A 26,234-nucleotide genomic window follows, 5' to 3' on the forward strand; every position below is an offset into this window, starting at 1 on the left:
GCGTAAAATCAGGCTGGGCCGGGGCGGCCCGACGCGGTATCGTTCCCAACCGTGCGGACGCGTCATCGTCGATCATGAACGTTGCAGGAGCCTTGCATGAAGCTTGCCGATATCGCCCGACTGGCCGGCGTTTCTCGCACCACCGCCAGCTATGTGCTCAACGGCCAGGCCAGGACGCGTCGCATCAGCGAGGCCACGGTAGCCCGCGTGCTGGCCATCGCCAATGCCCACGATTACCGGATCGATGCCCAGGCGGCGGCCCTGCGCGGCGGCGACAGCCGGACGCTGGGCCTGATCGTGCCGGACCTGGAAAACGGCAGCTACGCACGCCTGGCCAAGCGGCTCGAACACGGCGCGCGCCAGCAGGGCTATCAACTGCTGATCGCCGGTTCCGACGACGATCCGCAAAGCGAGCGTGAAGTCGCGAAGTCGCTGCGCGCCCAGCGTTGCGACGTGCTGCTGGTCGCCAGCAGCCTGAGCCCCGAGGACGCTTTCTATATCGAACTGTCGGCCCAGGGATTGCCGGTGATCGCCATCGACCGCCCGCTGGACCCCGAGCGATTCGTCAACATCGTCACCAACGGTCGCGCTGCCGGGGAAATGCTGACCCGTTCGGTGCTGGCCGACGACGTGTCGGACGTGGTGTGGCTGGACGCGGTGCCGAATCTGTCGATCAGCACCGAACGACGGCGCGGCTTTCTGGACGCCCTGGTCGACAGGCCCCGGTGTCGCCCGCGCTGCTTCAGCGGTGAACGCTACGATCGTGACAGCGGCGCAGCGCTGATGCGCCGCCTGCTGGACGAGGGCGGTTTGCCGGATGCCATCGTCACCGCCTCCTACACGCTAATGGACGGGCTGCTCGACGTCCTGCTCGAACACGGTGCGCCGCCCGCCGAGTTGCATCTGGCGACATTCGGTGACGATCGGCTGCTCGATTTCCTGCCGTGCAAGGTCAACTCGCTCCCCCAGGATCACGACCGGGTTGCCGAACAGGCCCTGGCGCGCGCCATGCAGGCAGCTCGCGGCCAGTACGTGCCCGGGCTGGACGTGATCGACAGGACGCTCAAGCGCCGACGTTGAATGCCGGTGGATGCCGGCGAGACGGATTGTCCACGGCAGAGCGTGGGCTGAACGTCGCGACTGAAGTATGCTTGAGCTCTGCCTGAAATCTGGCTGAAAGCCGCCAAGCGCAGCCATTTTTCCGACAGAGCGTAGTTCACCGACGTATCAGGAACGACATTTGTCAGACGATCTTCCCGACATCCTGGCCGGGCCAATGCTCCGTCGCGCCATGCCGCAGCGACTGGTGATGTGGCTGATCGCTTCGCGCCCGATCGAACTCCAGTTGACGCTATCTGCCGATGACCTCTCGCAGCACCACGATCTCGAGTCGGCGACGACTCGCCTGGCGGTCGGTCATCACGCTCACCTTCACCTGATCGACCTGCCGCTCGGCGATGCCCTGCCCCGGGATGTCCGCATCGCCTACGACCTCGCCTATCGTGTGAATGCCGCAGGGGGAGTGAATGAGGAAGGGAAAGGCACCGGCTGGTGCTCGATGCGGGATTGGGGCGAGGCCCTTTGCTACGACGGTGAGCCACTGCCTACGCTGGTGCTGCGTTCGCGCTACGACAATCTGCTCCACGGCTCCTGCCGCAAGCCGCATCACGCCAGCCCCGATGGCCTGGTGCGCGCCGATCGCTGGCTGAGCGAGCGCCACGCCGACAGCGCCGCGCGGCCGGCAGCGCTACTGATGACCGGCGATCAAATCTATGCCGACGACGTGGCCGGGCCGATGCTCGCCGCCATTCATGCGCTGATTGCGAGACTGGGCCTTTACGACGAGTGCCTGGAGGGAACGGAGATCGCCAGCGGCAGCGAGCTCTACGCCCGCGACGAGACCTACTATCATCGCGACGATCTGCTGCCGGCGATCCGCTCCACCGAAGCCCTGCGCGAGAAATTCTTCGGCGGCGTACGCAAGCCGATCTTCACCACCGCCAGCGCGGAAAATCACCTGATCACCTTCGCCGAGCTGCTGGCGATGTATCTACTGGTGTGGTCACCGACACCGTGGCGGCTGATCGAGGTGGAAATTCCCCAACTCGCCGCCGAGGAGCAGGACCGCTACCGCGCCGAACAGCGCCACATCGATGCTTTCGTCGCTGGGCTGCCAAACGTGGCGCGCCTGTTCGCCCACCTTCCCACGCTGATGATCTTCGATGACCATGACGTCACCGACGACTGGAATCTCTCCGCCGCCTGGGAAGCCGCGGTCTATGAGCATCCGTTCTCGCGCCGGATCGTGGGTAACGCGCTGATCGCGTACCTGCTGTGTCAGGGATGGGGCAACGACCCCGACGGCCTGGCCGAGCCGCTGGCCGCCAGCCGCGAATGGCTCGACTCGGCCAGCCATGACGGCCGGCTCGATTGCGAGACGCACAACCGGCTCGTGACCCACCTGCTGGGCTTCACCGGCTGGGGCTACACCCTCGACTCGACGCCGCGCCTGGTGGTGCTGGATACACGCACACGGCGCTGGCGTAGCGAACGTCGCCGGCACCACCCCTCGGGCCTGATGGACTGGGAAGCGTTGAGCGAATTCCAGCAGGAACTGCTCGAGGAACCTTCGGTGATCATCGTCTCTCCGGCGCCGATCTTCGGGGTCAAGCTGATCGAAGGCATCCAGCGCGTCTTCACCTGGTTCGGCAAGCCGTTGCTGGTCGACGCGGAGAACTGGATGGCGCACCCCGGTGCGGCTCATACCATGCTCAACATCCTGCGCCATAGCCGCACGCCCCAGCGTTACGTGATTCTCTCCGGCGACGTGCACTACTCCTTCGTCTACGCGATCACCATTCGCCAGCATCGCAACAGCCCTCGCATGTGGCAGATCACCAGCAGTGGCCTCAAGAACACCTTCCCCGACACCCTGCTCGACTGGTTCGACCGCCTCAATCGCTGGCTCTACGCGCCCTGGTCACCGCTCAACTGGCTCACCAAGCGGCGTCGCATGGCGGTGGATCCCTACTATCCCGAACGGGCCTCGAAAGGCGAGCGCCTGTGGAACCGGGCCGGTATCGGTCAGGTCCTGCTCGACGATCAGGGCGCGCCACGAGAGGTCACGCAGCTGGGCGCCGACGACTGCGACACCCGTTTCTCGGAATCCCGCTCGTGATACGGCGCCATGCCGATCGAATATGCTGGTTGCCACGGTTCGATGGGCATGGCGACCGCCATGGATTGTCATCGGGTCTCCATCAACCGGCGCGAGCGATACCCGGTAGCGCTTCGACATCGCCGAACGTGCCGGTCCTCCCTTCGACATCGCGTAGTTCGACCACGATCCCCCTGGCCGCGGCATGCTCGACGAAACGATCGATATCCTCGCGAATATCCGGATCGATGTAGTTGGCACCGATAGCGTCGATGATCAGCTCGCCGTTGTCCGGCACGGTATCGAGACACTGACGCATCTCTTCGCGGTTGAGAAATGAGACATCCTGCTGGAACTTGAGCAGCACGTGATCGCCGCGCCGGGTGCAGGCGATTGCCGAGCGGTAACCCGACTGCAGCAGGAAGTAGAGACTGCACACTAGCCCCACAAGCACGCCCATCAGCAGATCGGTAGCCAGAATCGTGATCACCGTGACGGTGAACGGGATGAAACGGCGCATGCCTTCGCGATACTGATCGAGGAACAGCGCCGGCCTGGCCAGCTTGTAGCCGGTATGCAGCAGGATCGCCGCCAGCGTCGCCAGCGGAATCAGCTCCAGCCACATGGCGAGGAACGCCACGCTGACCAGCAGCAGGCTGCCGTGGATCAGGCTCGACAGCCGGGTGCGGCCACCCGCGTTGGCATTGGCGGAGCTGCGCACGATCACCGCCGTCACCGGCAGCGCCCCCACCAGCCCGCAGACCATATTGCCGATGCCCTGCGCCTTCAGCTCGCGATGCGGCGGCGAATGGCGCTTGAGAGGGTCGAGCTTGTCGATGGCCTCCAGGCTCAGCAGGGTCTCGAGACTGGCAATGATGGCGATGGTAATCGCGACCGTATAGACCGCCGGGTTGGCCAGCGCGCCGATGTCAGGACGTGTCATCTGCCCGATCAGTTCCGTCGGCCCGGATAGCCCGCCCAGGTCGATATGGTGCCCGGCACTCAGCGCCCAGCCAGGCATCGCACCGCCGACCAGGCGATCGATCGCGACGCTGCCGAGCACCACCAGCAGTGGCCCCGGGATCAGAGCCAGCACGCGATGGCGTTTGATCATCGGCTGCTCCCAGAGTATCAGCAGGCCCAGACTGAACAGCGCAATCCCGGTCGCCAGCGGCGAGATGCCACTGAACAGCGCAACCGGGTCGGCGAGCGACGGCATCTCGTCCAGCGGATGCCCCAGCGCCATCGGGAACTGCCCCAGCACCAGAATCAGGCCGATCCCCGCCAGCATGCCCTTGATCACCGAAGTCGGCACGAAGGCACCGATCCGCCCCAGCTTGAACACACCCATCAGCAGCTGCAGCACGCCGGCGAGTATCACCGCGATCAGGAACGCAGCGAAGCTGCCCAGTTGCTCGATCGCGTCCAGCACGATCACGGTCAGCCCCGCCGCCGGGCCGCTGACACTGAGCGCCGAGCCGCTGAACATCGTTACCACCAGGCCGCCCACCATGCCGGCGACGAGTCCCGCAATGGGCGGCGCGCCGGAGGCCAGCGCGATCCCCAGGCAGAGCGGGATCGCCACCAGGAAGACCACGATGCCCGCCGGGATATCGCGGGAGAGATGTCGAAGCGAGAAGGTATCGGGGCTGTCGGGACTGGTGTCACGGAAGGTATCGGAGCCGTCGTGAGCGGCCGACGCCGCAGGCGTCGTCTGTCTCGATGTCTTCTGGGTCGATGTCGTCTGTCTCGATGCCGTCATTGTCGTGTCCTCGGATCCTTGAGTCACAGCGTGGAAATGGCGTGGCTTATTGCTTTTGGTTGCTCTCGAAGATCAGCTTCTAACCGGCCGCCACACGCTGCCAGTCCGGCTCGTCGAACCCGTCCTCCGCGCCCTCGGCCTCGCGACGATAGACTTCCTCCAGGTGTCCGCTCGCCAGATCGTAGACCCAGCCATGCAGGCTTGGCGCCCGCCGCGCCTGCCAGCTCCCGGTGATCAGTTTCAGGCCGGCAAGCCGTTCGATCTGCGCGATCACATTGAGCTCGACCAGATGGTCGACCTTGTCGCCGAGTTGCGAGAACTGCGCGAGTTCGGCGTCCCGCTCGGCGACCAGTTGCTTGACCTGTCCCAGATGCCTGTCGACATGGGGCAGCGTCCGAAGGGCGTCGTCGCCGCTCACCGCCGCCTGGATGCCGCCACAGCCGCGATGCCCGCAGACGATGATGTGGTCCACCTTCAGCGCGTTGATCGCGTACTCGAGCACGCTCGACACGTTGGCATCGTCTTCATGCACCAGGTTGGCGATATTGCGATGGATGAAGAGCTCTCCAGGTCGCGCATTGCAGATCTGCTCCGCCGGCACCCGACTGTCGCAGCAGCCGATCCACAGCGCGGCGGGCGACTGCCCCTGGTGCAGACGCTCGAACAGGTCGGGGTCGGAGGCCTTCATGTCGTCGGCCCAGGCCCGGTTCTCGAGTAGCAGACGGTCGAAGAATTGCATGGCAGCACTCCTTGTGCAGTGGCGGTTTGTGTAATGGCAATATGGATAGCGACGATCGACGAGGCCGGTTTTCACGCGGTCGTTTCGGCGTCCGAGCTCGACTTTCCGGCGGTGATGTCGGCCTGGCCGTCGTCATCGTTGGCTAACGACTCGAGCATGAGACGAAAGGCGCAGACTTCGCTTCCAGTCGTACGGCGGAAAGGCAGGATCGGGCAAGCAAAAACCGCTTTGCAGGCTGCAAATTTTGTAAGGCTACGTGATGGAGTGTTGATGCAGGCGGGTCCGAAGCGGATCACGAAATCGCGATTTTTCGCGACTTGGTCGACAGCCGACGAGTGTCAAGAAACGTAAAATCTGGCCTTCCGCCCTTCGTCGATCGTGTTCATGAACTCTGCATGACAGCCGGCTTCAGGGAGGGAAAAGAAAGTCGAGAAACATCAGAAATTTAATAAAATCTAATGTAACAGAAGGCACGACAACCTTGCGTGAAGATGAACCCTTTTATACCGCTGAGAGAGCGCGACGGGCATGAACGTTACCCGCCGATAACGTTCATGCTCGGTTCATGTCACAGCGACGATTCCAGCACCTCGATCGGGTCGTTCACGCCGATGTCACCGCTATTCTCCGCCACGAGATTCTGACCGAAATAGACCTTGCCCTTCTCGCCGCGGCGATAGCCCGCCAACGTCTTCAGCGGCTCCTTGTCGGCCCGCTTTTCGCCCCTGGAAGGGTCGACCGTCACCATGGCACAGCGAGAGCATGGCGCATCGACCCGAAACGTCACGTCGCCTATCCGGATGCGTTTCCAGCCATCCTCGGCGTAGGGCTCGGTGCCGGTCGCGACGAGATTGGGCCGGAACTGCGCCATCACATGCGTCCCGTCGGTGCGGGCGTTGAGATCCTCCAGCGAGGCCTCGGAGATCAGCAGCAGCGGATAGCCGTCGGCGAAGCTGACCCTCACCCCGATCGACTGCCGATAGCGCGGCGATCGCTCCCCCAGCCACAGCAGCCGTGCGGGCTCGCCCGCGGCCTCGCTGAACCAGTCGTCGAGAGAGGCATGCGTGGTGGTCGCGCTGAAAGGATCGGCCCACACCTGGGTATCGAACGGCTGCCCCGAGAACTCCTGGCGCGCCACGTCCACCGGCGGCAGCGTGCCGTGAGTCACTGTCAGACGCTCGCCATCGAACTGCGCCCGCACCCTTTGCAGCTGGGGATGCGTACGCGCCGTGAGAAAGGTGCCGTCGGGCTTGACCACCATGAAGCGGCGATCGCCGACCAGACCCTCTTCCTCGACCCGAGCGCGCTGTAGCGACGAGCCGGCCGTGGATTTGATCGGATAACGATGAATGGCAGCAAGCGCTGGCATGAAAGGCTCCTGTCACAACATTGATCTTTTGATTCGGCGATCAGCGCCTGGATTTCAGACGACGCTGATGCTCGCGCTTGGCCTGTTGGTAGGCCTCGTCGGCCCGAACGCGATCCAGCCTTTCGCGATAGCACTCGGCGATGCGAGCCTTCTCGGCATCGGCGTTGCGCGGCTGGCGTAGACGGCCCTGGGCGTCCTTCTTACGCCCGCCGGGATAGCACGCATAGCGCCGTGCGCGGGTATAGCCCATCTGCAGGTATTTCCGCGCCATGTCCATGCCCACGAAATCGCCTCGTTCGCGATAGTCGCAATAGCACGCGTGCAGTTCGGCGACGGCCTGCCTGGCGTCCGCCTCGTTGCGGATGGCCCACAACGGAAGCAGCTCATCCTTGTAGGGCTGGACATGGAACACACCGCGCTCGCCATGGCCGATCCGGTAGCATTCCGGATGCCGACGATAATCGATAGACGCGTCGGGGAAGCTCACGCTCACCTCGCTCAGGTCATCTCGCTCAGGGTCGCGACGGGATCGCGCGGCGGAGGCAGCGCGAGACATCGCGGGGACGAAAAACGGCCGTCTCCGAGGAGACGACCGTCATGTTGCCACGCCTTTAATGCTACGTCAGGTTGCCGCGACCTGCTGGAGCTTGTTGGCCCTAGATCCGCGCCGACGTCGCTGGAGCGCCACCACCAATCCGAACAGCAAAAGCGCCGGGATCCACATCAGCTCTTTCGGCAGTTGGGACGTGGGGATACGCACCGAGACGATCTCCTGGTCGAAATCGAAGCCCAGCTTTTCCGCCTGGCTACCGAAGTCGGTCATGTCCACCAGCGTCTTGCCGTCTTCCTGCATCAGATGCAGGCCCAGGCTCGAGAGCCGCTCGGCACCGGTGTCGCCTTCCGTCGCCGGCACCTGGATCACGAAGCTGGTGGGCGCGCCGTAGGCGTCGAGACCATCGATGCGCGTCATCAGGTGCTCATTGGGTCCGATCTCTCCCAGCGCCTGCTCGAACTGCGCCGGCGGCACCTCCTCGTAGGGGGCGTCGACCATGTCCATCCAGAAGCCCGGACGGAACAGCGAGAAGGCGACCAGCAGCAGCACCAGGCTTTCGTACCAGCGGCTCCTGACCAGCATGAAGCCCTGGGTGGCGGCCGCGAAAATCAGCATCGCCACCGTCGCCACGACGAAGATGACGATCCCGTGGATCCAGTCGACGTTGATCAGCAACAGGTCGGTGTTGAAGATGAATAGAAACGGCAGCGCCGCCGTCCGCAGGCTGTAGTAGAACGCCTGGAAGCCGGTCCGGATCGGATCGGCGCCGGAGATCGCCGCCGCCGCGAACGAGGCTAGCCCCACCGGCGGCGTCACGTCGGCCATGATGCCGAAGTAGAACACGAACAGGTGGACGGCGATCAGCGGCACGATCAGCCCGTTCTGTTCCCCCAACTGGACGATGACCGGCGCCAGCAACGCCGATACCACGATGTAGTTGGCGGTCGTCGGCAGCCCCATGCCCAGGATCAGACTGAGCACGCCGGTAAGCAGCAGCATCAGCAGCAGGTTGCCCATCGACAGCGTCTCGACCAGATCCGCCAGCACCAGGCCGACGCCGGTCTGTGCCACGGCGCCGACGATGATGCCGGCGGTGGCCGTGGCGATACCGATGCCGATCATGTTGCGAGCACCATCGATCAGCCCGTCCCACAGATCCATGCCGCCGCGCTTGATGTCGTTGGCCAGATCGCTTTTGCCGCGGAAGAAGGCATCGATCGGCCGCTGGGTCAGGATGATGAAGATCATGAAGGCGGTCGCCCAGAACGCCGACAGCCCCGGCGACAGACGCTCCACCATCAGACACCACACCAGCACCACCACCGGCAGGATGTAATGCAGCCCCACCATGACGGTCGGCCGGGTGCGCGGCAGTTGAGTGATCTCCTGCGAGGGATCGTCCACTTCCAGCTCGGGATAGCGGGAACCGATCTTCATCAGCGCGATGTAGATCGCACCGACACCCAGCGCGATGACCCAGGGCGCTGCCTCTCCCAAGGCCGGCTTGAGCCAGCCGATGCCGTAATAGACCGCGAACGCCATCGCCATGATGCCGACCAGGCCGGTCAGGAAGCCGAGAATCTTGTTGAGCCACGGCCGCTGCGGGTTACCGCTGGGCAAGCCCTGCATGCCCGCCTTCAGCGCTTCGAGATGGACGATGTAGAGCAGCGCGATATAGGAGATCACCGCCGGCAGGAACGCGTGCTTGATCACCTCGATGTAGGGAATACCGACGTATTCCACCATCAGGAACGCTGCCGCGCCCATCACCGGCGGCATGATCTGACCGTTGACGGACGAAGAGACTTCCACCGCACCGGCCTTGGTCGCGCTGAAGCCGACGCGCTTCATCATCGGGATGGTAAAGGTGCCGGTGGTGACCGTATTGGCAATCGAGGAACCGGAAATCAGGCCGGTAAGGCCGGAAGAGACCACGGCGGCCTTGGCCGGGCCACCGCGATAGTGCCCCAGCAGCGAGAACGCCACCTTGATGAAATAGTTGCCCGCCCCGGCCTTGTCGAGCAGCGCACCGAACAGCACGAACAGGAACACGAAACTGGTGGAGACCCCCAGCGCGATGCCGAACACCCCCTGCGTGGTCAGCCATTGATGGTTGACCAGTCCGGAAAAGCTCACGCCACGGTGGGCCAGCATGCCCGGCATGTACGGTCCGGCCAGCGAGTAGACCAGAAAGATCAGCGCGATGATCATTAGCGGCGGGCCGAGCGCGCGACGTGTCGCCTCGAGCAGCAGCACGATCCCCACCACGCCGACGATCACGTCCTGCAGAATCGGCGCGCCGGGACGCTGGGAAAGCTGGGCATAGAAAAAGTAGAGGTAGGAGGCACAGAACGCCGCCACGAGGGCCATGGCCCAGTCGAGAATCGGCATGCGTTCGCGCGGAGAGCGCTTGAACGCCGGATAGGCCATGAAGGCGAGGAAAACGGCGAACGCCAGATGGATGGAGCGCGCCTCGGTGGCGCTGAAGACACCGAACCCGACGATGAAGGGTAGCGGCGAAGCGATCCAGAGCTGAAACAGCGACCACAGCGCCGCCACACCCAGCAGGATGCGGTTGGGCGTTCCGGTCAGCTTGCGACCACCGGTGTCGGTCGCAGCCAGTTCGTCCAGCTTGGCCTGATCGGGGCCAGAAGCCTTGTTATCCGTCATGAGCAGATCCTGACTTGAGAAGGTGCCTTCAGAAGAGCGGTACCCGGCCATACGGCGGGAAGCCGGAGACTCGCCCGTGTTGCAGACAACTTCTGAGCAAACACTGAGTAATCGCCTGCGCGAATGAATCGCTACGCTTCGCGTCCGCGTTCCGCGCTTGACTCGATGCGACGGTCGATGTCGCAAGGTATCGATCCAACGGCGCGGCGGTTGCAACCAACCGCCGCGCCGAAGATTAACGCATTCCGTCAGGAATGACGCCGTGGGCGATTACAGCCAGCCCTGCTCTTTGTAGTAGCGCTTGGCGCCTTCATGCAGCGGTGCGGAGAGCCCCTGGCTGATCATGTCTTCCGGCGTCAGGTTGGCGAATGCCGGGTGCAGACGCTTGAAGCGGTCGAAGTTGTCGAATACGGCCTTGACGGTCTGGTAGACGACTTCGTCGTCGACGTCGGCAGACGTGACGAAGGTCGCGCGCACACCGAAGGTCTCGACGTCGTCCGGGTTACCCTCGTACATGCCGCCGGGAATGGTGGACATGCTGTAGTAGGGGAACTTCTCGACCAGTCCTTTGACGGCCTCGTCGTTCAGCGGCACCAGGTTGGAGGCGACGGTGGTGGTCGCTTCCTGGATCGCGCCGTTGGGGTGACCGACGACGTACGCCATGGCGTCGATGTTGTTGTCCGCCAGCGCGGAAGCCATCTCGGCGGCGCCCAGCTCGGAAGAGAGCGAGAACACGCTGGTGTCCCAGCCTTCCGCGTCCATCAGCACTTCCATGGTGGCGCGCTGGCCGGAACCCGGGTTACCGATGTTCACGCGCTTGCCTTTCAGGTCCTGCACGGAATGGATGTTGGCATCTTCGCGCGCCAGGATGGTGAGCGGCTCGCCATGCAGCGAGAAGACCGAACGCAGGTTCTCCATCGGCTGGTCGAACTGCGCTTCGCCGTTGTAGGCGTTGTACTGGACGTCGGACTGGGCGACACCCATGTTCAGCTCGCCGGACTTGATGCCGTTGACGTTGGCAACGGAACCACCGGTGGACGGTGCGTTGCAGCGAATGCCGCTCTCTTCGGCACTGCGGTTGACCATCCGGCAGACGGACTGGCCGACGACGTAATAAACGCCGGTCTGGCCACCAGTGCCGATGGTGATGTACTGCTGCTCCTGAGCCATGGCCGGCGTGGAGATCGATGCGGCACCCATCAGGGCGGAGGAGAGAACGGCTGCGGTTAATGCATGGCGTTTCATGCGCATACCTCGAAGATTTTCCCGTTTATTGTGTTGATCGGTTTCCCGACCGCGAAGACGACAGGCTGGCCGGCGTGCGTCAGGGTGTGATTCGAATCGCACCGTGCCCGTGGACTTGCCTATTGCAACATATCTTATCCCTGACGGCGCGCCATCATATAGTGAGTTCGAGCCGGGCAAAACCGCGAGGTAACGTGTCCGCCGTCCGTTTCCCCCGATGATGCGCCATCACCGCATCCATCGCCCGCTTTCGTCGCCTAAAGCGGCCCTTCCCGGCTCAAATGCCTTCATGATCGGCATGCCTCATGCCGGACACGAATGCCGTCACGGCGCCAGCCAGGAGGAGAGATCGACTCGATCTCCCACGGCCAGGTCATGGGCGTCGAAGTAGCCGGCATTGGCCTCGAGCGCAGCCCAAAACGGCGCGCCTGCCGGATAGACGGGGCAGTCGCGAGATGAGGTCGCATGGCAGGGAGGCATCGTCCTGAGCGAGCGGATCACGCCGTCACCGCCGATGAAGGCGATATCCAGCGGGATTCTGGTCTTGTACATCCAGTAGGCGTTGCTGCCCGGCTGCTCGCGGTCGTAGAGAAACAGCATGCCCGCGTTCTCCGCCAGCGACTCGCGCTCCATGAGCCCACGCGCACGCTCGGATGCCGTCCGCGCCACCTCGACATGCAGCGTATGCTCATGCCGGCCGTCGTCGAGGATCACCGTCTGGCGCGGCAACGTCTCCGCCCATGCCGGTACCGCGAAGAGCGCGCACAACACCCATACTCCACAGGCCCGAACCCTCGCCAGCATGCCCTTCCTCCTCGCCGTTGCGGCGCCGCCTCACCCGTAGCGACGGCGCCAGTAATGCTTACCGATATGATAGAGCCAGGCCAGCACCAGCAGCCCCAGCACCAGCTTCGACGCCGGGCCGATATAGGCCTCCAGCGCGCGGAAATTCTCGGCCAGCTGATAGCCGGCTACGGCCAGGAAGGCGCTCCAGATCGCGCTGCCCGACGCGGTGAGCAGCAAAAAGCGCCCGATCGGCATGGCGTAGACCCCGGCCGGCAACGAAATCAGCGACCGCACACCGGGCACCAGCCGGCCGAACAGGATGATCCAGTCGCCGTGGCGCTTGAAGATGCGATCGGCGCGATCCAGGTCCCGCCGCGATAGCGCCAGCCAGTGGCCGTGGCGCTCGACGAAAGCGGACATCCGGTCATGGCCGAACCAGCGAGCGACGCCGTAGAACGGCAGTGCCCCCAGCACCGAGCCGACCGTGCCCGCCACGATCGCGCCGATCAGCGAAAGCTTACCCTGGCTCGACAGGTAACCCGCCAGCGGCATGATCAGTTCGGAGGGAATGGGCGGGAACAGGTTCTCCGCGAACATCAGCAGCACCAGCCCGAAGTAGCTCAGCGTATCGACCGCCTGCTGAATCAGTGAATACATGCAGCCGCTCCCGCCGGCGGCATGCCGCGCCCCTCACTCTGAAACCATATCGTCACGCCTGTTCCTCCGTCCCGGACTCGCGCTGGCGCGAGCCGTTCTGCGCCGTGGCCGTCTGACGCGTGGCGGATTCACCCTGGCCGACCCGATGGTCGATGTAGGACAGCGCGAACAGTTGGACGACGAGAAAACAGACGCAGAAGGCGATTCCCTTGAACATGTTCCGGGCTCTCGGTGGCGATGATGACGAAATCGGGGCGTCATCCTTCGGAAGACGTTGACGCATGGTAGCGCATTCCTCGGATAACGGGACGCCGAGTTAGCCGCCGGCAACCGGACATCGCCCGCGGTTCCAGCGATGGCACGCCGAGACCTGTCGGCGTTTCACGCCCGGCCGCGTGACATCTCAAAATAACCTTGCTCTCGCCCGAGTCGCTGAGACAATGGGGTATCGGCGCCATTCGGTAACGTCTCCAACGACGCCTTTCGACAACGTCTTTCAACGATGAGTACCGCGCGTGCCCCTCAAGGATTTACTGATCGGTCTCGGCATCATCGCCATCTGGGCCTTCAACATCATCGTGATCAAGCTCGGGGTCGAGGATTTGCCGCCGCTGCTGGTGACGGTCCTGCGCTTCATGCTGGTCGCGGTGCTGGTCGTACCGTTTACCCGGATCTCGCGCCAACAACTCCCCTGGATCCTGCTGCTGGCGGTCACCTTCGGCGGCCTGCACTTCCCGCTGCTGTTTCTCGGACTCCAGCAATCGGAGGCCGGTACCGGTGCGCTTCTGGTCCAGATGGGTACTCCGTTCGCCACTCTGCTGGCGGCGATGTTCCTCAAGGAGAAGCTGGGGCCCCGCCGGGTCGTCGGCCTGATCCTCGCCTTCGGTGGCGTCGTGGTGCTGGCCGGCGGCCCGTCGCTGCCGCCACCCGCTGCCACCGCCCTGCTGCTCGCCAGCGCCTTTTTCTGGGCGGTCTCGACCATGATCATCAAGCTCTCCCCACCCATCGCGCCGCTGACCATGACCGGCTGGATCTCGCTGTTCGCGATTCCCCTGGTCGCGCTGGGCAGCTGGATCTTCGAGGACGACCAGTGGCTGGCGCTTCACCAGGCCAGTTGGGCCGGCTGGGGCGCGGTGGTGTATACCGCCTTGATGTCCTCGATCGCCGCTTACGGGTTATGGTACCGGTTGCTGCAGAAGCATCCGGTCAGCCGCGTGGTGCCATTGACGCTGCTGATGCCGGTGTTCGCCGTCATTCTCGGCGTCTGGCTGCTCGACGATCCGCTGGGAATCAACAAGGTCGCGGGCGGGGCCATGGTCATCGCCGGGTTGGCCGTCATCAACATCCGTTTTCGCCGTCAACGCAAGCCGAGGCCCGTTTCATGAGTCACCCTGCCTTTCCCGATATCCTGCCCATGACACTCGACGATCATGCGGATTTCACCGCGATGATGCTGCGCACGCCGGGCGTGGTGCTCAGAACCGCCGATGGCTACGCGGCCACGCAACGCTATCTGGAGCGAAATCCAGGATTGAGCTTCGTGGCGCGCCCGGCCAGCGGGGAAAGCATCGTGGGTTGCGCCATGGCAGGCCACGACGGCCGCCGCGGCTATCTGCAACACGTCATGGTCGATCCGGATTATCGCCAGCTGGGGCTCGCCCGGGCGATGGTCGATCATTGCCTGGCCGCGCTGCTGGCGGCGGGCATCGAGAAGGTGCATCTCGATACCCTGGCGGACAATCACGAGGCTCACCGCTTCTGGCAGCATCTGGGCTGGGCCGATCGCCGCGATGAGATCGTCAAGTTTTCCCGCGTGCTGGTCGAAGACGCCAACGCCTGAGCCAACGCCACCCTAGCCTCGCGAGTGGCGAGCCGAGCGGATGTTGGTCAGGAGCGGGCTGCCGGTGGCCGGATCCTGCATCAAGGTACATTCCACGCCGTAGAGATCACGAACCAGCGCCGTCGTCACCACGTCGCTCGGCCTGCCGGCAGCGACGATCCTGCCGTCCAGCATCGCCACCAGGTAGTCGGCAAAGCGGCACGCGCTGACCAGATCGTGCACCACCATCGCCAGCGTCTTGCCCGCCGCGGCCAGGTCCCGGATCAGTTCGAACACTTCCAGCTGATGGCCGAGATCGAGCGCGGAAGTCGGTTCGTCGAGCAGCAGCAGCGGTGTCTGCTGGGCGATCGCCATGGCGATCCAGGCGCGCTGGCGCTGACCGCCGGACATGGCATCCAGGGGCCGGTCGGCGAGCGCGTGCAGATCCGCCGCCGCCAGCGCTTCGTCGACCACGCGCCGGTCGTCCCTCGACCACTGCTTGAACAGACTTTGATGCGGCTGCCGTCCGAAGCGGATCAGCTCGGCGACGGTCAGGCCTTCCGGCGCGTGAGTTTCCTGCGGCAGCAGTGCCAGCCGCTGCGCCATCTCGCGCGCCGGCAGACGCTGGATATCGTGACCGTCGAGCAGCACCGCGCCCCGATCCGGTACGTGCAGACGCGCCAGGCTCGCCAGGCTCGCCAGTAGCGTCGACTTTCCGCAGCCGTTGGGGCCGACGATCGCCGTCACCTGCCCGGCAGGGAGCTCGAGATCGAGCGCATCGATCACCGTGCGCCGCGCGCTGCCCCGCCCGTAGCTCAACGAGAGCTGGCGCGCGGCCAGGGGCGGTGCGACGTCCGGCGACACGTTCGAGGGCGACGCATCGGACGAGATAGCGGCAAACGAGTTCATGACTGGAACCTCGGTGCAGGACGTAACAGTATCCACAGAAGAAACGGTGCCCCGACGATCGCGGTCACGATACCGACGGGCACTTCGATCGGCGCCAGCAGTAACCGCCCGACCAGATCCGCGGCGACCATCACGATCGCCCCGGAGAGTGCCGAAGCGATCAGCGAAACGCCCCGGTGCGAAGAGAGCTGGCGGGCGATTTCCGGGCCGATCAACCCGACCAGCCCGACCGGGCCAGCGACCGCGACCCCCAGTGCCGCGAGCGCCACCGACACCACCAGCGCCGTGTAACGACAGGCGCGCACGCGGTAGCCCAGCCCCTGGGCCACGGCGTCCGAAAAGCGCAGTATCCGCATCGCCCGGGAGAGATAGCACGCCACCACGAGGCCGATCGCCAGACCGTACCAGAGCCAGACCAGCGCGGCACCGTCGCGGGCGTTGAGACTGCCGACGGTCCAGGGATAGGCGGCGTTGGCGGTGTCGATGGCGACCCGCGCCATCAGCAGCTGCGTCAACGCCCCGAAGACCGCGCCGACGCCAATCCCCGTCACGATGAAGCGATAGCCGCGCGTCCCGACGTCATTGGCCAGCGCAAAGGTAATGGCCGTCGCCGTGGCGGCCCCCGCCAGCGCCATCGGCGGCGGCGCCAGGCTCGTGCCGAGCCCCACGACCGAGGCAACGGCAAAGGCCGTGGCGCCGTTGTCGATGCCGACGATCCCGGGCGTGGCCAGACGGTTGCGGGCCTGCGTCTGCATCAGGCAGCCGGAGAGCGAAAACGCCGCGCCGGTCGCGACACCCGCGGCCAATCGCACCAGACGCAGCTCCTGGACGACGAAAGCGCTGACCGGATCGCCGTAACCGAAGACGCCGGCCAGCGCCTCCCGCGGGCTCAACGTCAGCGTGCCCAGGCATAGCGACAGAAGCGAAACGGCCAGCAGCGCAGCCAGCAAGCCGAGGCAGACGAAGCAGGCGCGACGCTCGATCAGGATCGAATAGTCGCGCTCGCCGAGCGCCCAGCTCAGGCGCCACGAGCCGGGCGGAGGCGTCACGCCGGCATCAGGACGATTCATCGGGCAGGCGGGCGGTGTCAGGGTACGAGTCTTCATCAGGCGTCACAGCGCGGGCAATCGGTGGGCACGGACGACAGCGATCAGCACCGGCGCCCCGACCAGCGCGGTAATCACACCCAGCGGCATCTCCGAGGGCGCCACCAACAGTCGCGCCAGAATGTCGGCGCTGAGAATCATGATCGGCCCCAGCGGTAGCGTCAGCCACAGGGTACGGCGAATGTCGGGACCGGCCAGCGCCCGGGCGACGAACGGCACCACCAGCCCCACGAAAGCGATCGGGCCGGCAACCGCCGTGGCCGCGCCGACCAGTACCGCCACCGCGATGACGCACAGGAGCCGGATCCAGCGGGGATGATGGCCCAGCCCGACGGCCACTCGTTCGCCGAGCGCGAGCGCCGCCAACGGCCGGGCGATGGCGACGATCAGCACACCGGCGAACAGCAGGCTGGGCAGGATAGCGCGAAGGTCCTCGAGCCGACGCCCGGCCAGGCTGCCGATGACCCAGAACCGGATTTCGTCGGCACTGCGCTGGTCGACCAGCAGCAGCAGTGAGGTCAATGCCCCCAGCAGCCCGGACAGGATCGCCCCGGCCAGCACCAGCCTGACCGGATCGTTGCCGACCCCGTTGACGCGCGCCATCGTCAGCACGAACAGGCATCCGGCCAGCGCCCCCAGCTGCGCCACGGAGATTCGCAGCGTCGCCGCGCTGGCGCCCAGCACCAGCGCGATCGCCACCGCCAGGGCACTGCCCGCGCTGACACCGAGAAGCCCTGGCTCGGCCAGCGGATTACGGGCGACTGCCTGGATCAGCGACCCCGCCACGCCAAGCGCCATGCCGACGGCCACGCCGATCAGTGTGCGCGGCAAGCGTAGCGACTCGACGACGAAACGCGCCTCGTCGCTACCGCCACCGGTCAGAACCGACCAGGCGTCGAGCGGGCCAACGTCGCCGGCGCCCAGGAGCAGGCTCGTCACGCCGACCAGCAGGAGGCTGGCCAGCAGGACGAGCATCAGATTGAGGAGCGACGATCGTTCACGAAAAGACGAGCGCTCACGGGAAATCGTTTCAGTCACGGCAGGTCGTCATGAAATCCGAGGCATGGAATCGAATCCAGGATCAGGGCATCAGTAGTCACTGCGTCAACACGCCCTCGATATCATCGAGAATGCGCTGCGCGGCGATGGGCCCGGAAGCGCTGGTCCAGAGCTGGCCGTCCACCGGCACCACATGGCCCTGCTGCACGACATCGAGGCGCTCGAAGGCCGGCGACTGGCGGGCGGATTCCAGCGCTGCTTCGCCGTCGTCGTTCAGCGTCGCCAGGAACAGCCAGTCGCTGTCGATACTCGACAGATTCTCGAGACTCAGCGAATCGCTGTGCGGACGCCCGGTCTTGACCACACCGCCGTCCTTCACATCGAAACCACTAGCCGCCAGCAGCCCGGTCGCGAACAGCTGGGTCGACATCACCAGCGGGCCGTTGGGCATCCAGCGCGCCAGCGTGGCGGTAGTGTCACCATTGGGCTGGCGTTGTGCAAGCGATCGAGAACGATTTTCAATTGCTTCTATGGCGTCATCGATCGCCGCCTCGCGGCCCAGCGCTTCGCCGAAGAGACGTGCTTCGGCCTTCCAGGCTTCCGGCTCGAATCCTTCGGTTTTGGGCACCACCGTCGGCGCTATCTGCGACAGCAGCTGGTACTGCGACTCGGGCAGGCGCGACGAGGCCAGGATCAGATCAGGCCGCTGCGCGATGACCGCCTCGATGTTGGTCTCGCGTGCGGTGCCGACGATGGCTATATCCGCGGCGGCCTCTCCCAGATAGCTCGCCACGCCCTCGCCGCCGCGAGTCGCCACCGCCCCCAGCGGCGTCACGCCCGCTGTCAGGACGGTATCCAGCGCCCCTTCGTACAGCGTCACCACGCGCTCGGGCTGGCCATCGATTTCGACATCGCCGTACGCCGTATCCAGCGTGCGGGCCTGGGCTTGCGGGATCAGGGCAGCCTGTGCCAATGCGGCCAGAGCGATCGCAGCGCAAAACAGCACGCCGCCACGAGAGTGAGAACGAATCTGCATGAATGATTTCCTGTCTAGCGAGTTCATGGAGTAGAAAGCCGGCATCGGCCTATGGCGATGCCGGATATGTCTTACGCTGCCCCAGAGGATGATCCTATGTGGATAGTTTCCAGGCGGCGTCATATTTCGAGATCGATAGCGAGCCAGTAGCGACGACCGTCTTCGACCAGGCTGTAGGTGTCGTAATCGATCCGCTTGTCGAAGACGTTGTAGACGCCGAACAGCAATTTGGCTTGCGGGGCGATTCGCCAGGACCCGCCCGTATCGACCAATGTGTAGGAGGGAATGGCATCGGTGGAGCCGGAACGCCCCGACGCCACATACTCTTCCTGATCGCCGCGGAATGTCAGGCGACCCCAGCCGCTGAATCGACCGGCAGGATCCCAGTCCAAGGTGGTGCTCAGCAGATGCCTGGGCAGCTGCGTGAGCTGCTCCCCTTCTGCCTCACCGGACTCCTGTTCGGAATCGGTATAGGTGTAGCTCGCCTTGGCCGACAGCGTCTCGCTCAGCGGACTTCCCAGCGTCAGCTCGACCCCCTGTGTATAAGCCTCGTCGATATTGACGCGGGTGGTGGGGCTACGGCCATAGCTGTTGTCGGGCTCCGACGCACAGGGGGCGCCCACGGCCGTACAGGGAACCCGGCTGATCTTGTCCTCGAAGTCGTTACGAAACAGCGTGATCCCGCCATTGAGCCCGCTGGGCCGACCGTAGAGCAGGCCGATCTCCTTGGTGACCGAGGTCTCGGGCTCGAGATCCGGGTTACCGTAGGTATTGCCGCCACGACTGACGGCCCCCCATTCCGGCGAGAGATCGCGTACGCCGGGCGCCTTGTAGCCCGTCGAGACGCCACCCTTCACTGTCCACAGCGGCGCTGGATTCCAGACACCGTAGAGACGCGGACTGAAGTGATTGCCGAACTCTTCGTTGTCATCCATGCGCACGCCGGCGGTGACCGAGAAAGTATCGGTGAGGTAGTACTCGTCCTCGATGAACAGCGCCCACTGGTACATGTCCAGCTCGGAGAGCTCGGAGATCTTATTAGTAGTGGTATCTTCCAGCTCCTCCTTGGAGTAGCTGCCGCCCACGCTCAGCGTATGCGAGCGAAAAGGCATCACCACCTGCGACTTGGCCTCGGTATTCTTGACCGTGATGTCTCGCCCCTCGTTTTCGGTCTCTTCCTGTTGTACGTAGGTGGTCGAGGTGCCGATACCCCAGCGCCCTTCATGACGCAGCGAGTAACGCTCTGTCTCATTATCGGATTCACTAGGATCACCGCCCTCTTCGACGGTCTTCCCGACGTTCATCTCGCGCTGCTGCTTGGTGCGACCGGCTTCCAGCATGAAGTCATGGTTCTGGGTCGGCGTCAGCGTCACGCGCGCCGTGCCGTTGACCAGCTCCTTGTCCTCGTAGCCGTCGACGATGTCGTCCTCCTGCCGAGTGCTGTAGCGGCCGAAGACCTGCAGCCCGAGCAAATCATCGACCAGCGGCCCGGTGGTATAGAATTCGGTCTGCTGAGCATCGCCGGAGTCCCGATCTTCCTGGATCGTCGCTCCCAACCGCAGATTGGCATGCCATTCGTCCTGGACTTTACGCGTGATGACGTTGATCACCCCACCGATGGCATCCGATCCGTAGAGCGTCGACATCGGCCCACGGATCACCTCGATGCGCTCGATGGCATAGAGCGGCGGCAGCCAATCCTGCTCGAACCCGGCGCTACCGTTGGGGCGCGATTCACGTGTACTGACCGGCATGCCATCGACCAGGATCAAGGTATATTCGGCAGGCATACCACGGATGCTGATGTCGGCGCCGTTGTCCCCCGACCCGCCGCCCGTCACGATGACGCCGGGCACGTCCACCAGGGCATCGGTCACATCGCGGTACTGACGGCGCTCGAGCTGTTCGCGTGAGATCACACTGATCGAAGCGGGAGCACTGGTCACCTGCTGCGCGTAGCCCGCGGCCGTGACGACCATAGGGTCCAGCTCGCTCTGGGCCTGGCTATGGTTCGCAAACCCGACGGCCCCCGCAGCCGCCAGTGTGAGCGCTGAAAAGCGTAATGGCGTTGAAAACGTCATTGTTGGTTCCCTTGATAAGACGAGTCCGAATGAACAAGCGGCTCGCACGGCCGAAAATCTTAATACGAATATTTATCATTTAGATTCTTTCATACTGTCTGTCTAAAATCTCGCGACAGTGCGTTGCGTGTTTTGCAACCGCTGGAAAGATCGCACCGGGGCGATAAAACCGTTAAAGTTTCTGATAACCATTTTCATTCACGCCCGAATCCGCCCCGCCACCGGGCAGGCTTGCCAGGAAATTCATGTACGATCTCGAGGAACTCGCGACCTTCGCTGATGTGATGGAATCCGGCAGCCTGACGGTGAGCGCTCGCCGTCTGGGCGTCGCCAAATCGACCTTGAGTCGCCGCATCGCGCATCTGGAAACCCGGCTGGATCAGCCATTGCTTCGGCGCCAGGCCAACCGTCTGATGCCCACGGAGGCCGGCGGGCTTTTCCTGGGTTACGCGCGGGAGATGTTGCGGATTGCAGAACAGAGCCATCTGGCGCTGGACGACTTGAAGGCGGAAATCAGCGGCGAGGTCGTCGTCAAGGTTCACTCGGCGCTGGCGCGCGGTTTCGTGGCGAGGCAGGCAGAACGCTTCCTGGAGCGCCACCCCAAGGCCAGGCTGGAAGTGCGCACGCTTCGATCGGCCCCTTCGCTACCGGACGGCAGCGCCCTTCACCTTTGGGTCGGAGCGGTGGTGGAATGCGGCCTGCGCCAGGAGGTGCTGGGCTGGATCACGCGCGGTATCTACGCCAATCCCGAGTATCTCCGCCATCGGGGCGCGCCTAGCCATCCGCACGAACTGAAAAACCACGCTTGGGTCGACCTGCTCGGCGATACCGAAAGCGGCGTGACGCTGAGTCATCTCTACCAGGGCCGTTATCACCTGCCGTCGGCCGGCAGTCGGCTGCGTGTCGATCAACTGGCGTTACATTCCGATGCCATCGCTCGTGGCCAGGGGTTGGGGCTGATGCCCCACTGGATGGCCGAGCGCCGCTTGCGCCATCATCCGGGGACCCTGGTGCCGTGTCTGGAAGAGTGGCAGGCGCCGCCGCTACCGGTCACGCTGCTTTATCCCTATGGCCACCAGCCCCGGAAGATCACTGCACTGATCGAGCAGTTGCGCCAATCGATACCGGCCGCCTGGCAACGCGAGACGATGGAGCTGCCAACCCCGGCCATCGGTCGCTGAACCTCATTCACTCTCTGCACCTGGAGCACCCCAATGACGATGTCATTCCCCGAAATGGACATGAGCGATGCGATGCGACGCGTCATCGAGCTTTACCATCAGCGCATCGAGGCGGAAAAGCGCGGGCAAGGCGGCCCACATCGCCACATGGCGATCGGCCCCGCATCGGGGCGTCTGATCAACCTGCTGGTGCGCAGCCTCGAATCACCGCAAATCCTCGAGCTGGGCACCTCGCTGGGATACTCGACGATCTGGCTGGCCGACGCCGCACGCGCTGCGGGTGGTCAGGTCATTACCATGGAGCTGGAAGCCGAAAAGTCGGCCTATGCGCGGGACATGGCCGAACAGGCCGGACTGGCGAAGTGGATCGACTATCGCGTAGGCGATGCCTTGCAGTTGCTCGCTGACGAGGCAGGCCCTTTCGATTTCGTGCTGGTAGATCACTGGAAAGATCTCTACCTGCCCAGTTTCGAAGCGTTCCGGAGCAAACTGGCACCCGGTGCCATCGTGGTTGCCGACAACATGATTCCCCGACGTGAAGACAAGGGGCAGGCCGCCTACGCCGCCGCCGTTCGCGCGACACCGGGCATGAGCAGCGTCTTGTTGCCCGTTGGCTCGGGGCTGGAAGTGAGCCGTTACCATCCCGAATGAACGCCCCCACTCGCCCCTTCAATACCCGCTCCTTCGATACCTACCCTGCGCGCCACTGACGGCCCTTTCCTTCACACGGGCCAGGTACGCGAATTCCGGCTTTTCCGGTTAGACTGCAGGAAAGACGCGGCGGCTCCAGCGCCGCGTGTCTGACAGTGACTTAAATAGCGTGCTAACATTGATCGCTTGTCGAATCACGACTCGGCTGACAGGGAAGATATGGGTCTACAGGAAATTGCCGTTGGCGGGATCTTTCTCAGTCCACTGCTGATTTATGCCTTCTTTGGCTTCATCGCTACCCTCTTCCTTCGCTCGCTGCTGCATTGGGTGATCGGGCAGCGCGCCTTGTGGTATGAAGCCTGGTTCGACGTCTCGCTGTTCGTGCTGTTCACTGCCGGCATTACCTTTCTGTTTTCCGTCCTGCTCGAGAGTACTTGATGCGCAATTCGCTACGTATCCTCATGACCCTCGTCGTCGTCGCGATCGCCGTGGCCGCCGGCATCTGGCTTTGGAACTACTATCTTTTCACCCCCTGGACGCGGGATGCCCGCGTGCGCGCGGAAGTGATCACGATTGCGCCGGACGTCTCCGGCTGGGTACGCACGCTCAACGTCAACGACACCGACTTCGTCGCCAAGGGCGATACGCTGTTCGAGATCGACAAGGCGCGTTATCAGGCGGCACTGGATCAGGCGCAGGCGACGGTCGAAAATCGCGAGGCCACGTTGAAGCTGCGCCAGACGGAAGCCCAGCGACGCAATCAGTTGAGCAACCGCTCGATCAGCGCCGAGGATCGCCAGATCGCCCAGATCAACAGCCGGGTTGCCGCCGCCGATCTGAAGCAGGCTCAGGCCGATCTCGCCAGCGCCAGAATCGACCTGGAGCGTACCCGCGTCGTCGCGCCGGTCAGCGGCCATGTGCTCAACCTGCAGCTGTCGGCCGGCAACTATGTCAGTCGAGGCACATCGGTGATGGCGCTGGTGCAGTCGAACTCCTATTACGTCATGGGCTATTTCGAAGAGACCAAGATGTCCTCCATCGATGTCGGCGATCCCGCGGAGGTCATCCTGATGAATGGCGATACCCATCTGCATGGACATGTCGCCGGCATCGGCCGGGGGATCGCCGATACCAATACCAGCCTCAACAACCAGCTGTTGCCGCAAGTGCAGCCAACCTTCAACTGGGTGCGACTGGCACAGCGCATTCCGGTTCGCATTACCCTGGACGACATTCCGGACGAGACGCTGCTCAGCGCCGGCATGACGGCAACGGTCAGGATTCAGCACGGCGACGGCACGCCGCCATCCGAGTCTCCTGCCGACCCCGTCAGTACGACAACGAAGCCGACCCAGCCAGCCGACCGGCGCCCGACCGAGCAGGCTCAATCGAGACCGGCTGACGCAATGCCAGCCGGGAACGCTGCCGACGACACGCAGTGAGCGCCATGCCACCGCTCGTCAAGACCTACCTGATGCCCGACGCCACGGCGGTCAAGTTCGCCATCAAGACCACCGTGGCGATGATGATCGCGCTCTATCTGGCGCTCTGGTTCAACCTCGACCGCCCTTACTGGGCGTTGATTTCGGCGGCCTTTCTGCAGATCCGCCCGATGAGCGGCATGGTAATCGAGAAAGGCATCTGCCAGCTCGGCGGCACGTTCGTCGGGGCGGTGGCGGGAATCGTCATCATGTCGCTGTTTGCCCAGGCCAGGGTGCCCGCGCTGATGACCCTGACGCTATGGATCATGCTGTGTACCTATGTCGGCTCACTATGGCGCAACAACTATACCTACGGCTGTCTGATGGCAGCCGTCACCGCCATGCTGATCGTGGTGATCTCCAACGGCAGCACGCCCGGCGGGATCTTCGACATCGCCGTGGCGCGACTGTCGGAACTGGGGTTGGGCGCGATCTGTGCCACCCTGGTCAGCTCGTTGCTGTGGCCCTCCCGAGTCGGCAAGCATCTCTCAACTCAAGCTGATAGCGTCATCAACGAAGCGTTCGAGAACGCGGCCCTGCGCCTGGAGGCGAGCGACGACATTCCCGCCATGCAGAAGGCGCTGCGGGGTAGCCTCGGCCCGCTGACCACGCTGGAAACGGATAGCCAGGCGGCGCGCTTCGAGGGTCCGGAAGGCCCGGGCCGCGTCCGTGCCACCCACGTTCTGACCCGACGCACGCTGCGCTTCCTGGCCAATCTCCAGGCGCTGCATCAAATGATGCGTGACCATGCCGACAAGCTGGATCCGCGCAGCATCGAGATCGCACGCCAGGTCGCCCAAGGCTTTCGCGAGGCGGAGCAAGTCAGGGGCGTTGTCAAAGGGCGTCAGGAACTTCAGAAGCTGCGTCACCTCGTGCACCAGAGCGACGAAAAAGGCATGGCACCGTTGGACCGACGCGCACACTTGGGGCTGCGCGAATCGATCGGCCATGCCATGGTCATGCTGAACGCCCGCGAAGCGATCGCCTCACCTGGCTCGCACAAGTTGCGCTCCGCTTCTCTGGCCTGGCACCGCGATCATCTCGCCGCCGCTATCAATGCGATTCGCTCGGGCATCGTTTTCGGCACGCTCGCCACGTTCTGGATTCTCACGGCCTGGAACAGCGCCATGATTGCCATGTTGCTGGGCACGCTATTCTCGTCCTTCTTTGCCAGCCGAGACAATCCGGTCGCGATCACCATGATGTTCTACAAGGGCATGCTCGCCGCCATTCCCAGCGCGTTCCTGTTCGGACATGTACTGCTGTCGCAGGCCAACGGCTTTCCGATGCTGGCGCTGCTGTTCGGCACGCCGCTGTTTCTGGGGCTGATGGGGGCGACCAATCCGGCGACGATGGGTTATTGCCTGGCCTTCACCATCTTCAACATCCTGCTGACCATGCCCGGCAACAACATGGACTTCTCTTTCGACAGCTTCGCCAATCGCGCGGTCGCGGTGATCATCGGCCTCACCTGCGTGGTGGTGGGCTTCCGGCTGTTGCCCGGTCTGGGCACGCGCCTGCGTCGGCGCCGCTTGATCAATGCGATCTCCAGGGATATTCATCATCTGCGGCGGCGGTCGATACGCGATGCCGAAACCCGCTTCATTGGCCATATGGCGGATCGCATCCTGCAACTGGCCCAGCACGACGACATGCTGCCCCAGGATCAGCGCCACCTTTTCATACTCGGATTGACGGGGCTGGATCTGGGCACCGCTACGCTACGCCTGCGCGATCGACTCGATGATGCGCCCCATCCGGTCATTCGACGCGCCCATCGCCAGCTGCTTCAGGCGCTGGCCACCGGCTTCGAGGAGAGTGCCAACGGCCGCCAGCCGCAGGGGATCCGCGAGGCGGGCGAGCGTCTGGAAGAGGCTATAGTCAAACATGGCGATGCCTCGACGGATCACCATGTGTTGCTGGTGGGGTTGGTCGAACGACTGGAACTGGCGCTGGAACGCCTCGGGCACATCATGGCCGAGCGCCCGCATATCAAGCCCGACCGCCAGCCCGAACCCGTCACCTCCTGATCG

The 26,234-nt window shown here is 64.1% G+C and carries 23 protein-coding genes; 9 read left to right on the top strand and 14 right to left on the bottom strand.

Translation table 11 applies throughout. The features are described 5' to 3' along the window. The first annotated feature begins 96 nt into the window (after window positions 1-96). Together cra and ACWHY3_RS15525 are read left to right on the top strand one after the other, a co-directional pair. Window positions 97-1,080 (top strand): catabolite repressor/activator, encoded by a 984-nt coding sequence (gene cra, locus ACWHY3_RS15520; RefSeq protein WP_087718291.1) that lies wholly within the window; start codon window positions 97-99, stop codon window positions 1,078-1,080. 196 nt (window positions 1,081-1,276) lie between these two features. After that, window positions 1,277-3,178, top strand: a complete 1,902-nt coding sequence (locus ACWHY3_RS15525; protein ID WP_087718339.1) for a hypothetical protein — start codon at window positions 1,277-1,279, stop codon at window positions 3,176-3,178. A gap of 82 nt (window positions 3,179-3,260) precedes the next feature. Here the strand turns inward: ACWHY3_RS15525 and ACWHY3_RS15530 are convergent, their stop codons facing one another. From ACWHY3_RS15530 to ACWHY3_RS15570, 9 genes are all read right to left on the bottom strand, one after another. Further along, window positions 3,261-4,919, bottom strand: coding sequence for a SulP family inorganic anion transporter (locus ACWHY3_RS15530; RefSeq protein WP_087718292.1), 1,659 nt, complete (start codon window positions 4,917-4,919; stop codon window positions 3,261-3,263). A gap of 79 nt (window positions 4,920-4,998) precedes the next feature. Then, a complete protein-coding gene (locus ACWHY3_RS15535) occupies window positions 4,999-5,658 on the bottom strand; it encodes a carbonic anhydrase (RefSeq protein ID WP_332778945.1) in 660 nt (219 codons plus the stop codon). A gap of 568 nt (window positions 5,659-6,226) precedes the next feature. Then, window positions 6,227-7,027 (bottom strand): MOSC domain-containing protein, encoded by an 801-nt coding sequence (locus ACWHY3_RS15540; protein WP_448126922.1) that lies wholly within the window; start codon window positions 7,025-7,027, stop codon window positions 6,227-6,229. Between the two features lie 40 nt (window positions 7,028-7,067). Then, the gene (locus ACWHY3_RS15545; protein WP_448126923.1) at window positions 7,068-7,514 is read right to left on the bottom strand and encodes a DUF4385 family protein; all 447 of its coding nucleotides are present in this window, start codon (window positions 7,512-7,514) and stop codon (window positions 7,068-7,070) included. A gap of 135 nt (window positions 7,515-7,649) precedes the next feature. Beyond that, window positions 7,650-10,250 (bottom strand): TRAP transporter permease, encoded by a 2,601-nt coding sequence (locus ACWHY3_RS15550; RefSeq protein ID WP_448126924.1) that lies wholly within the window; start codon window positions 10,248-10,250, stop codon window positions 7,650-7,652. Between the two features lie 270 nt (window positions 10,251-10,520). After that, a complete protein-coding gene (locus tag ACWHY3_RS15555) occupies window positions 10,521-11,495 on the bottom strand; it encodes a TAXI family TRAP transporter solute-binding subunit (protein WP_087718340.1) in 975 nt (324 codons plus the stop codon). Window positions 11,496-11,819: 324 nt separating this feature from the next. Beyond that, window positions 11,820-12,299, bottom strand: a complete 480-nt coding sequence (locus tag ACWHY3_RS15560) for a DUF192 domain-containing protein (RefSeq protein ID WP_087718298.1) — start codon at window positions 12,297-12,299, stop codon at window positions 11,820-11,822. Window positions 12,300-12,329: 30 nt separating this feature from the next. Further along, the gene (locus ACWHY3_RS15565) at window positions 12,330-12,938 is read right to left on the bottom strand and encodes a DedA family protein (protein WP_087718299.1); all 609 of its coding nucleotides are present in this window, start codon (window positions 12,936-12,938) and stop codon (window positions 12,330-12,332) included. Between the two features lie 52 nt (window positions 12,939-12,990). After that, window positions 12,991-13,155, bottom strand: a complete 165-nt coding sequence (locus ACWHY3_RS15570; protein WP_448126925.1) for a hypothetical protein — start codon at window positions 13,153-13,155, stop codon at window positions 12,991-12,993. A 298-nt stretch (window positions 13,156-13,453) separates the two neighbouring features. Here ACWHY3_RS15570 and ACWHY3_RS15575 point away from each other — a divergent pair, with 298 nt between their 5' ends. Together ACWHY3_RS15575 and ACWHY3_RS15580 are read left to right on the top strand one after the other, a co-directional pair. Next, window positions 13,454-14,323 (top strand): DMT family transporter, encoded by an 870-nt coding sequence (locus ACWHY3_RS15575; protein WP_087718300.1) that lies wholly within the window; start codon window positions 13,454-13,456, stop codon window positions 14,321-14,323. Further along, the gene (locus ACWHY3_RS15580) at window positions 14,320-14,778 is read left to right on the top strand and encodes a GNAT family N-acetyltransferase (RefSeq protein WP_218776952.1); all 459 of its coding nucleotides are present in this window, start codon (window positions 14,320-14,322) and stop codon (window positions 14,776-14,778) included. Before ACWHY3_RS15575 ends, ACWHY3_RS15580 begins: the two co-directional genes overlap by 4 nt. 12 nt (window positions 14,779-14,790) lie before the next feature. Here the strand turns inward: ACWHY3_RS15580 and ACWHY3_RS15585 are convergent, their stop codons facing one another. The 5 genes from ACWHY3_RS15585 to ACWHY3_RS15605 all read right to left on the bottom strand — a co-directional run bounded on the left by ACWHY3_RS15585 (window position 14,791) and on the right by ACWHY3_RS15605 (window position 20,888). Continuing rightward, window positions 14,791-15,666, bottom strand: coding sequence for an ABC transporter ATP-binding protein (locus tag ACWHY3_RS15585; RefSeq protein WP_448126926.1), 876 nt, complete (start codon window positions 15,664-15,666; stop codon window positions 14,791-14,793). Beyond that, complete coding sequence (locus ACWHY3_RS15590) at window positions 15,663-16,772, bottom strand: FecCD family ABC transporter permease (protein ID WP_448126927.1); 1,110 nt, start codon at window positions 16,770-16,772, stop codon at window positions 15,663-15,665. The genes ACWHY3_RS15585 and ACWHY3_RS15590 overlap by 4 nt, the downstream gene beginning before the upstream one ends. 6 nt (window positions 16,773-16,778) lie before the next feature. Then, a complete protein-coding gene (locus ACWHY3_RS15595; protein WP_087718303.1) occupies window positions 16,779-17,747 on the bottom strand; it encodes a FecCD family ABC transporter permease in 969 nt (322 codons plus the stop codon). A gap of 121 nt (window positions 17,748-17,868) precedes the next feature. Continuing rightward, on the bottom strand, window positions 17,869-18,807 hold the full coding sequence (locus tag ACWHY3_RS15600) for an ABC transporter substrate-binding protein (RefSeq protein WP_303855251.1): 939 nt from the start codon (window positions 18,805-18,807) through the stop codon (window positions 17,869-17,871). 119 nt (window positions 18,808-18,926) lie between these two features. Then, window positions 18,927-20,888: a TonB-dependent receptor domain-containing protein gene (locus tag ACWHY3_RS15605; RefSeq protein ID WP_087718305.1), complete on the bottom strand. Its 1,962-nt coding sequence runs from the start codon at window positions 20,886-20,888 to the stop codon at window positions 18,927-18,929. 245 nt (window positions 20,889-21,133) lie between these two features. On the opposite strand from ACWHY3_RS15605, the gene ACWHY3_RS15610 reads away from it, so the two are divergent. The 5 genes from ACWHY3_RS15610 (at window position 21,134) to ACWHY3_RS15630 (ending at window position 26,231) form a co-directional block, all read left to right on the top strand. Then, window positions 21,134-22,069: a LysR family transcriptional regulator gene (locus tag ACWHY3_RS15610; protein ID WP_087718306.1), complete on the top strand. Its 936-nt coding sequence runs from the start codon at window positions 21,134-21,136 to the stop codon at window positions 22,067-22,069. Window positions 22,070-22,102: 33 nt separating this feature from the next. Continuing rightward, on the top strand, window positions 22,103-22,720 hold the full coding sequence (locus ACWHY3_RS15615; protein WP_218776953.1) for an O-methyltransferase: 618 nt from the start codon (window positions 22,103-22,105) through the stop codon (window positions 22,718-22,720). Window positions 22,721-22,939: 219 nt separating this feature from the next. Next, a complete protein-coding gene (locus ACWHY3_RS15620; RefSeq protein ID WP_087718307.1) occupies window positions 22,940-23,158 on the top strand; it encodes a DUF1656 domain-containing protein in 219 nt (72 codons plus the stop codon). Further along, the gene (locus tag ACWHY3_RS15625; RefSeq protein WP_448126928.1) at window positions 23,158-24,162 is read left to right on the top strand and encodes an efflux RND transporter periplasmic adaptor subunit; all 1,005 of its coding nucleotides are present in this window, start codon (window positions 23,158-23,160) and stop codon (window positions 24,160-24,162) included. Before ACWHY3_RS15620 ends, ACWHY3_RS15625 begins: the two co-directional genes overlap by 1 nt. Before the next feature lie 5 nt (window positions 24,163-24,167). Further along, the gene (locus ACWHY3_RS15630) at window positions 24,168-26,231 is read left to right on the top strand and encodes an FUSC family protein (protein ID WP_087718309.1); all 2,064 of its coding nucleotides are present in this window, start codon (window positions 24,168-24,170) and stop codon (window positions 26,229-26,231) included. Window positions 26,232-26,234: the final 3 nt, after the last annotated feature.

The sequence above is a fragment of the Salinicola sp. NYA28a genome (genome assembly GCF_976982775.1).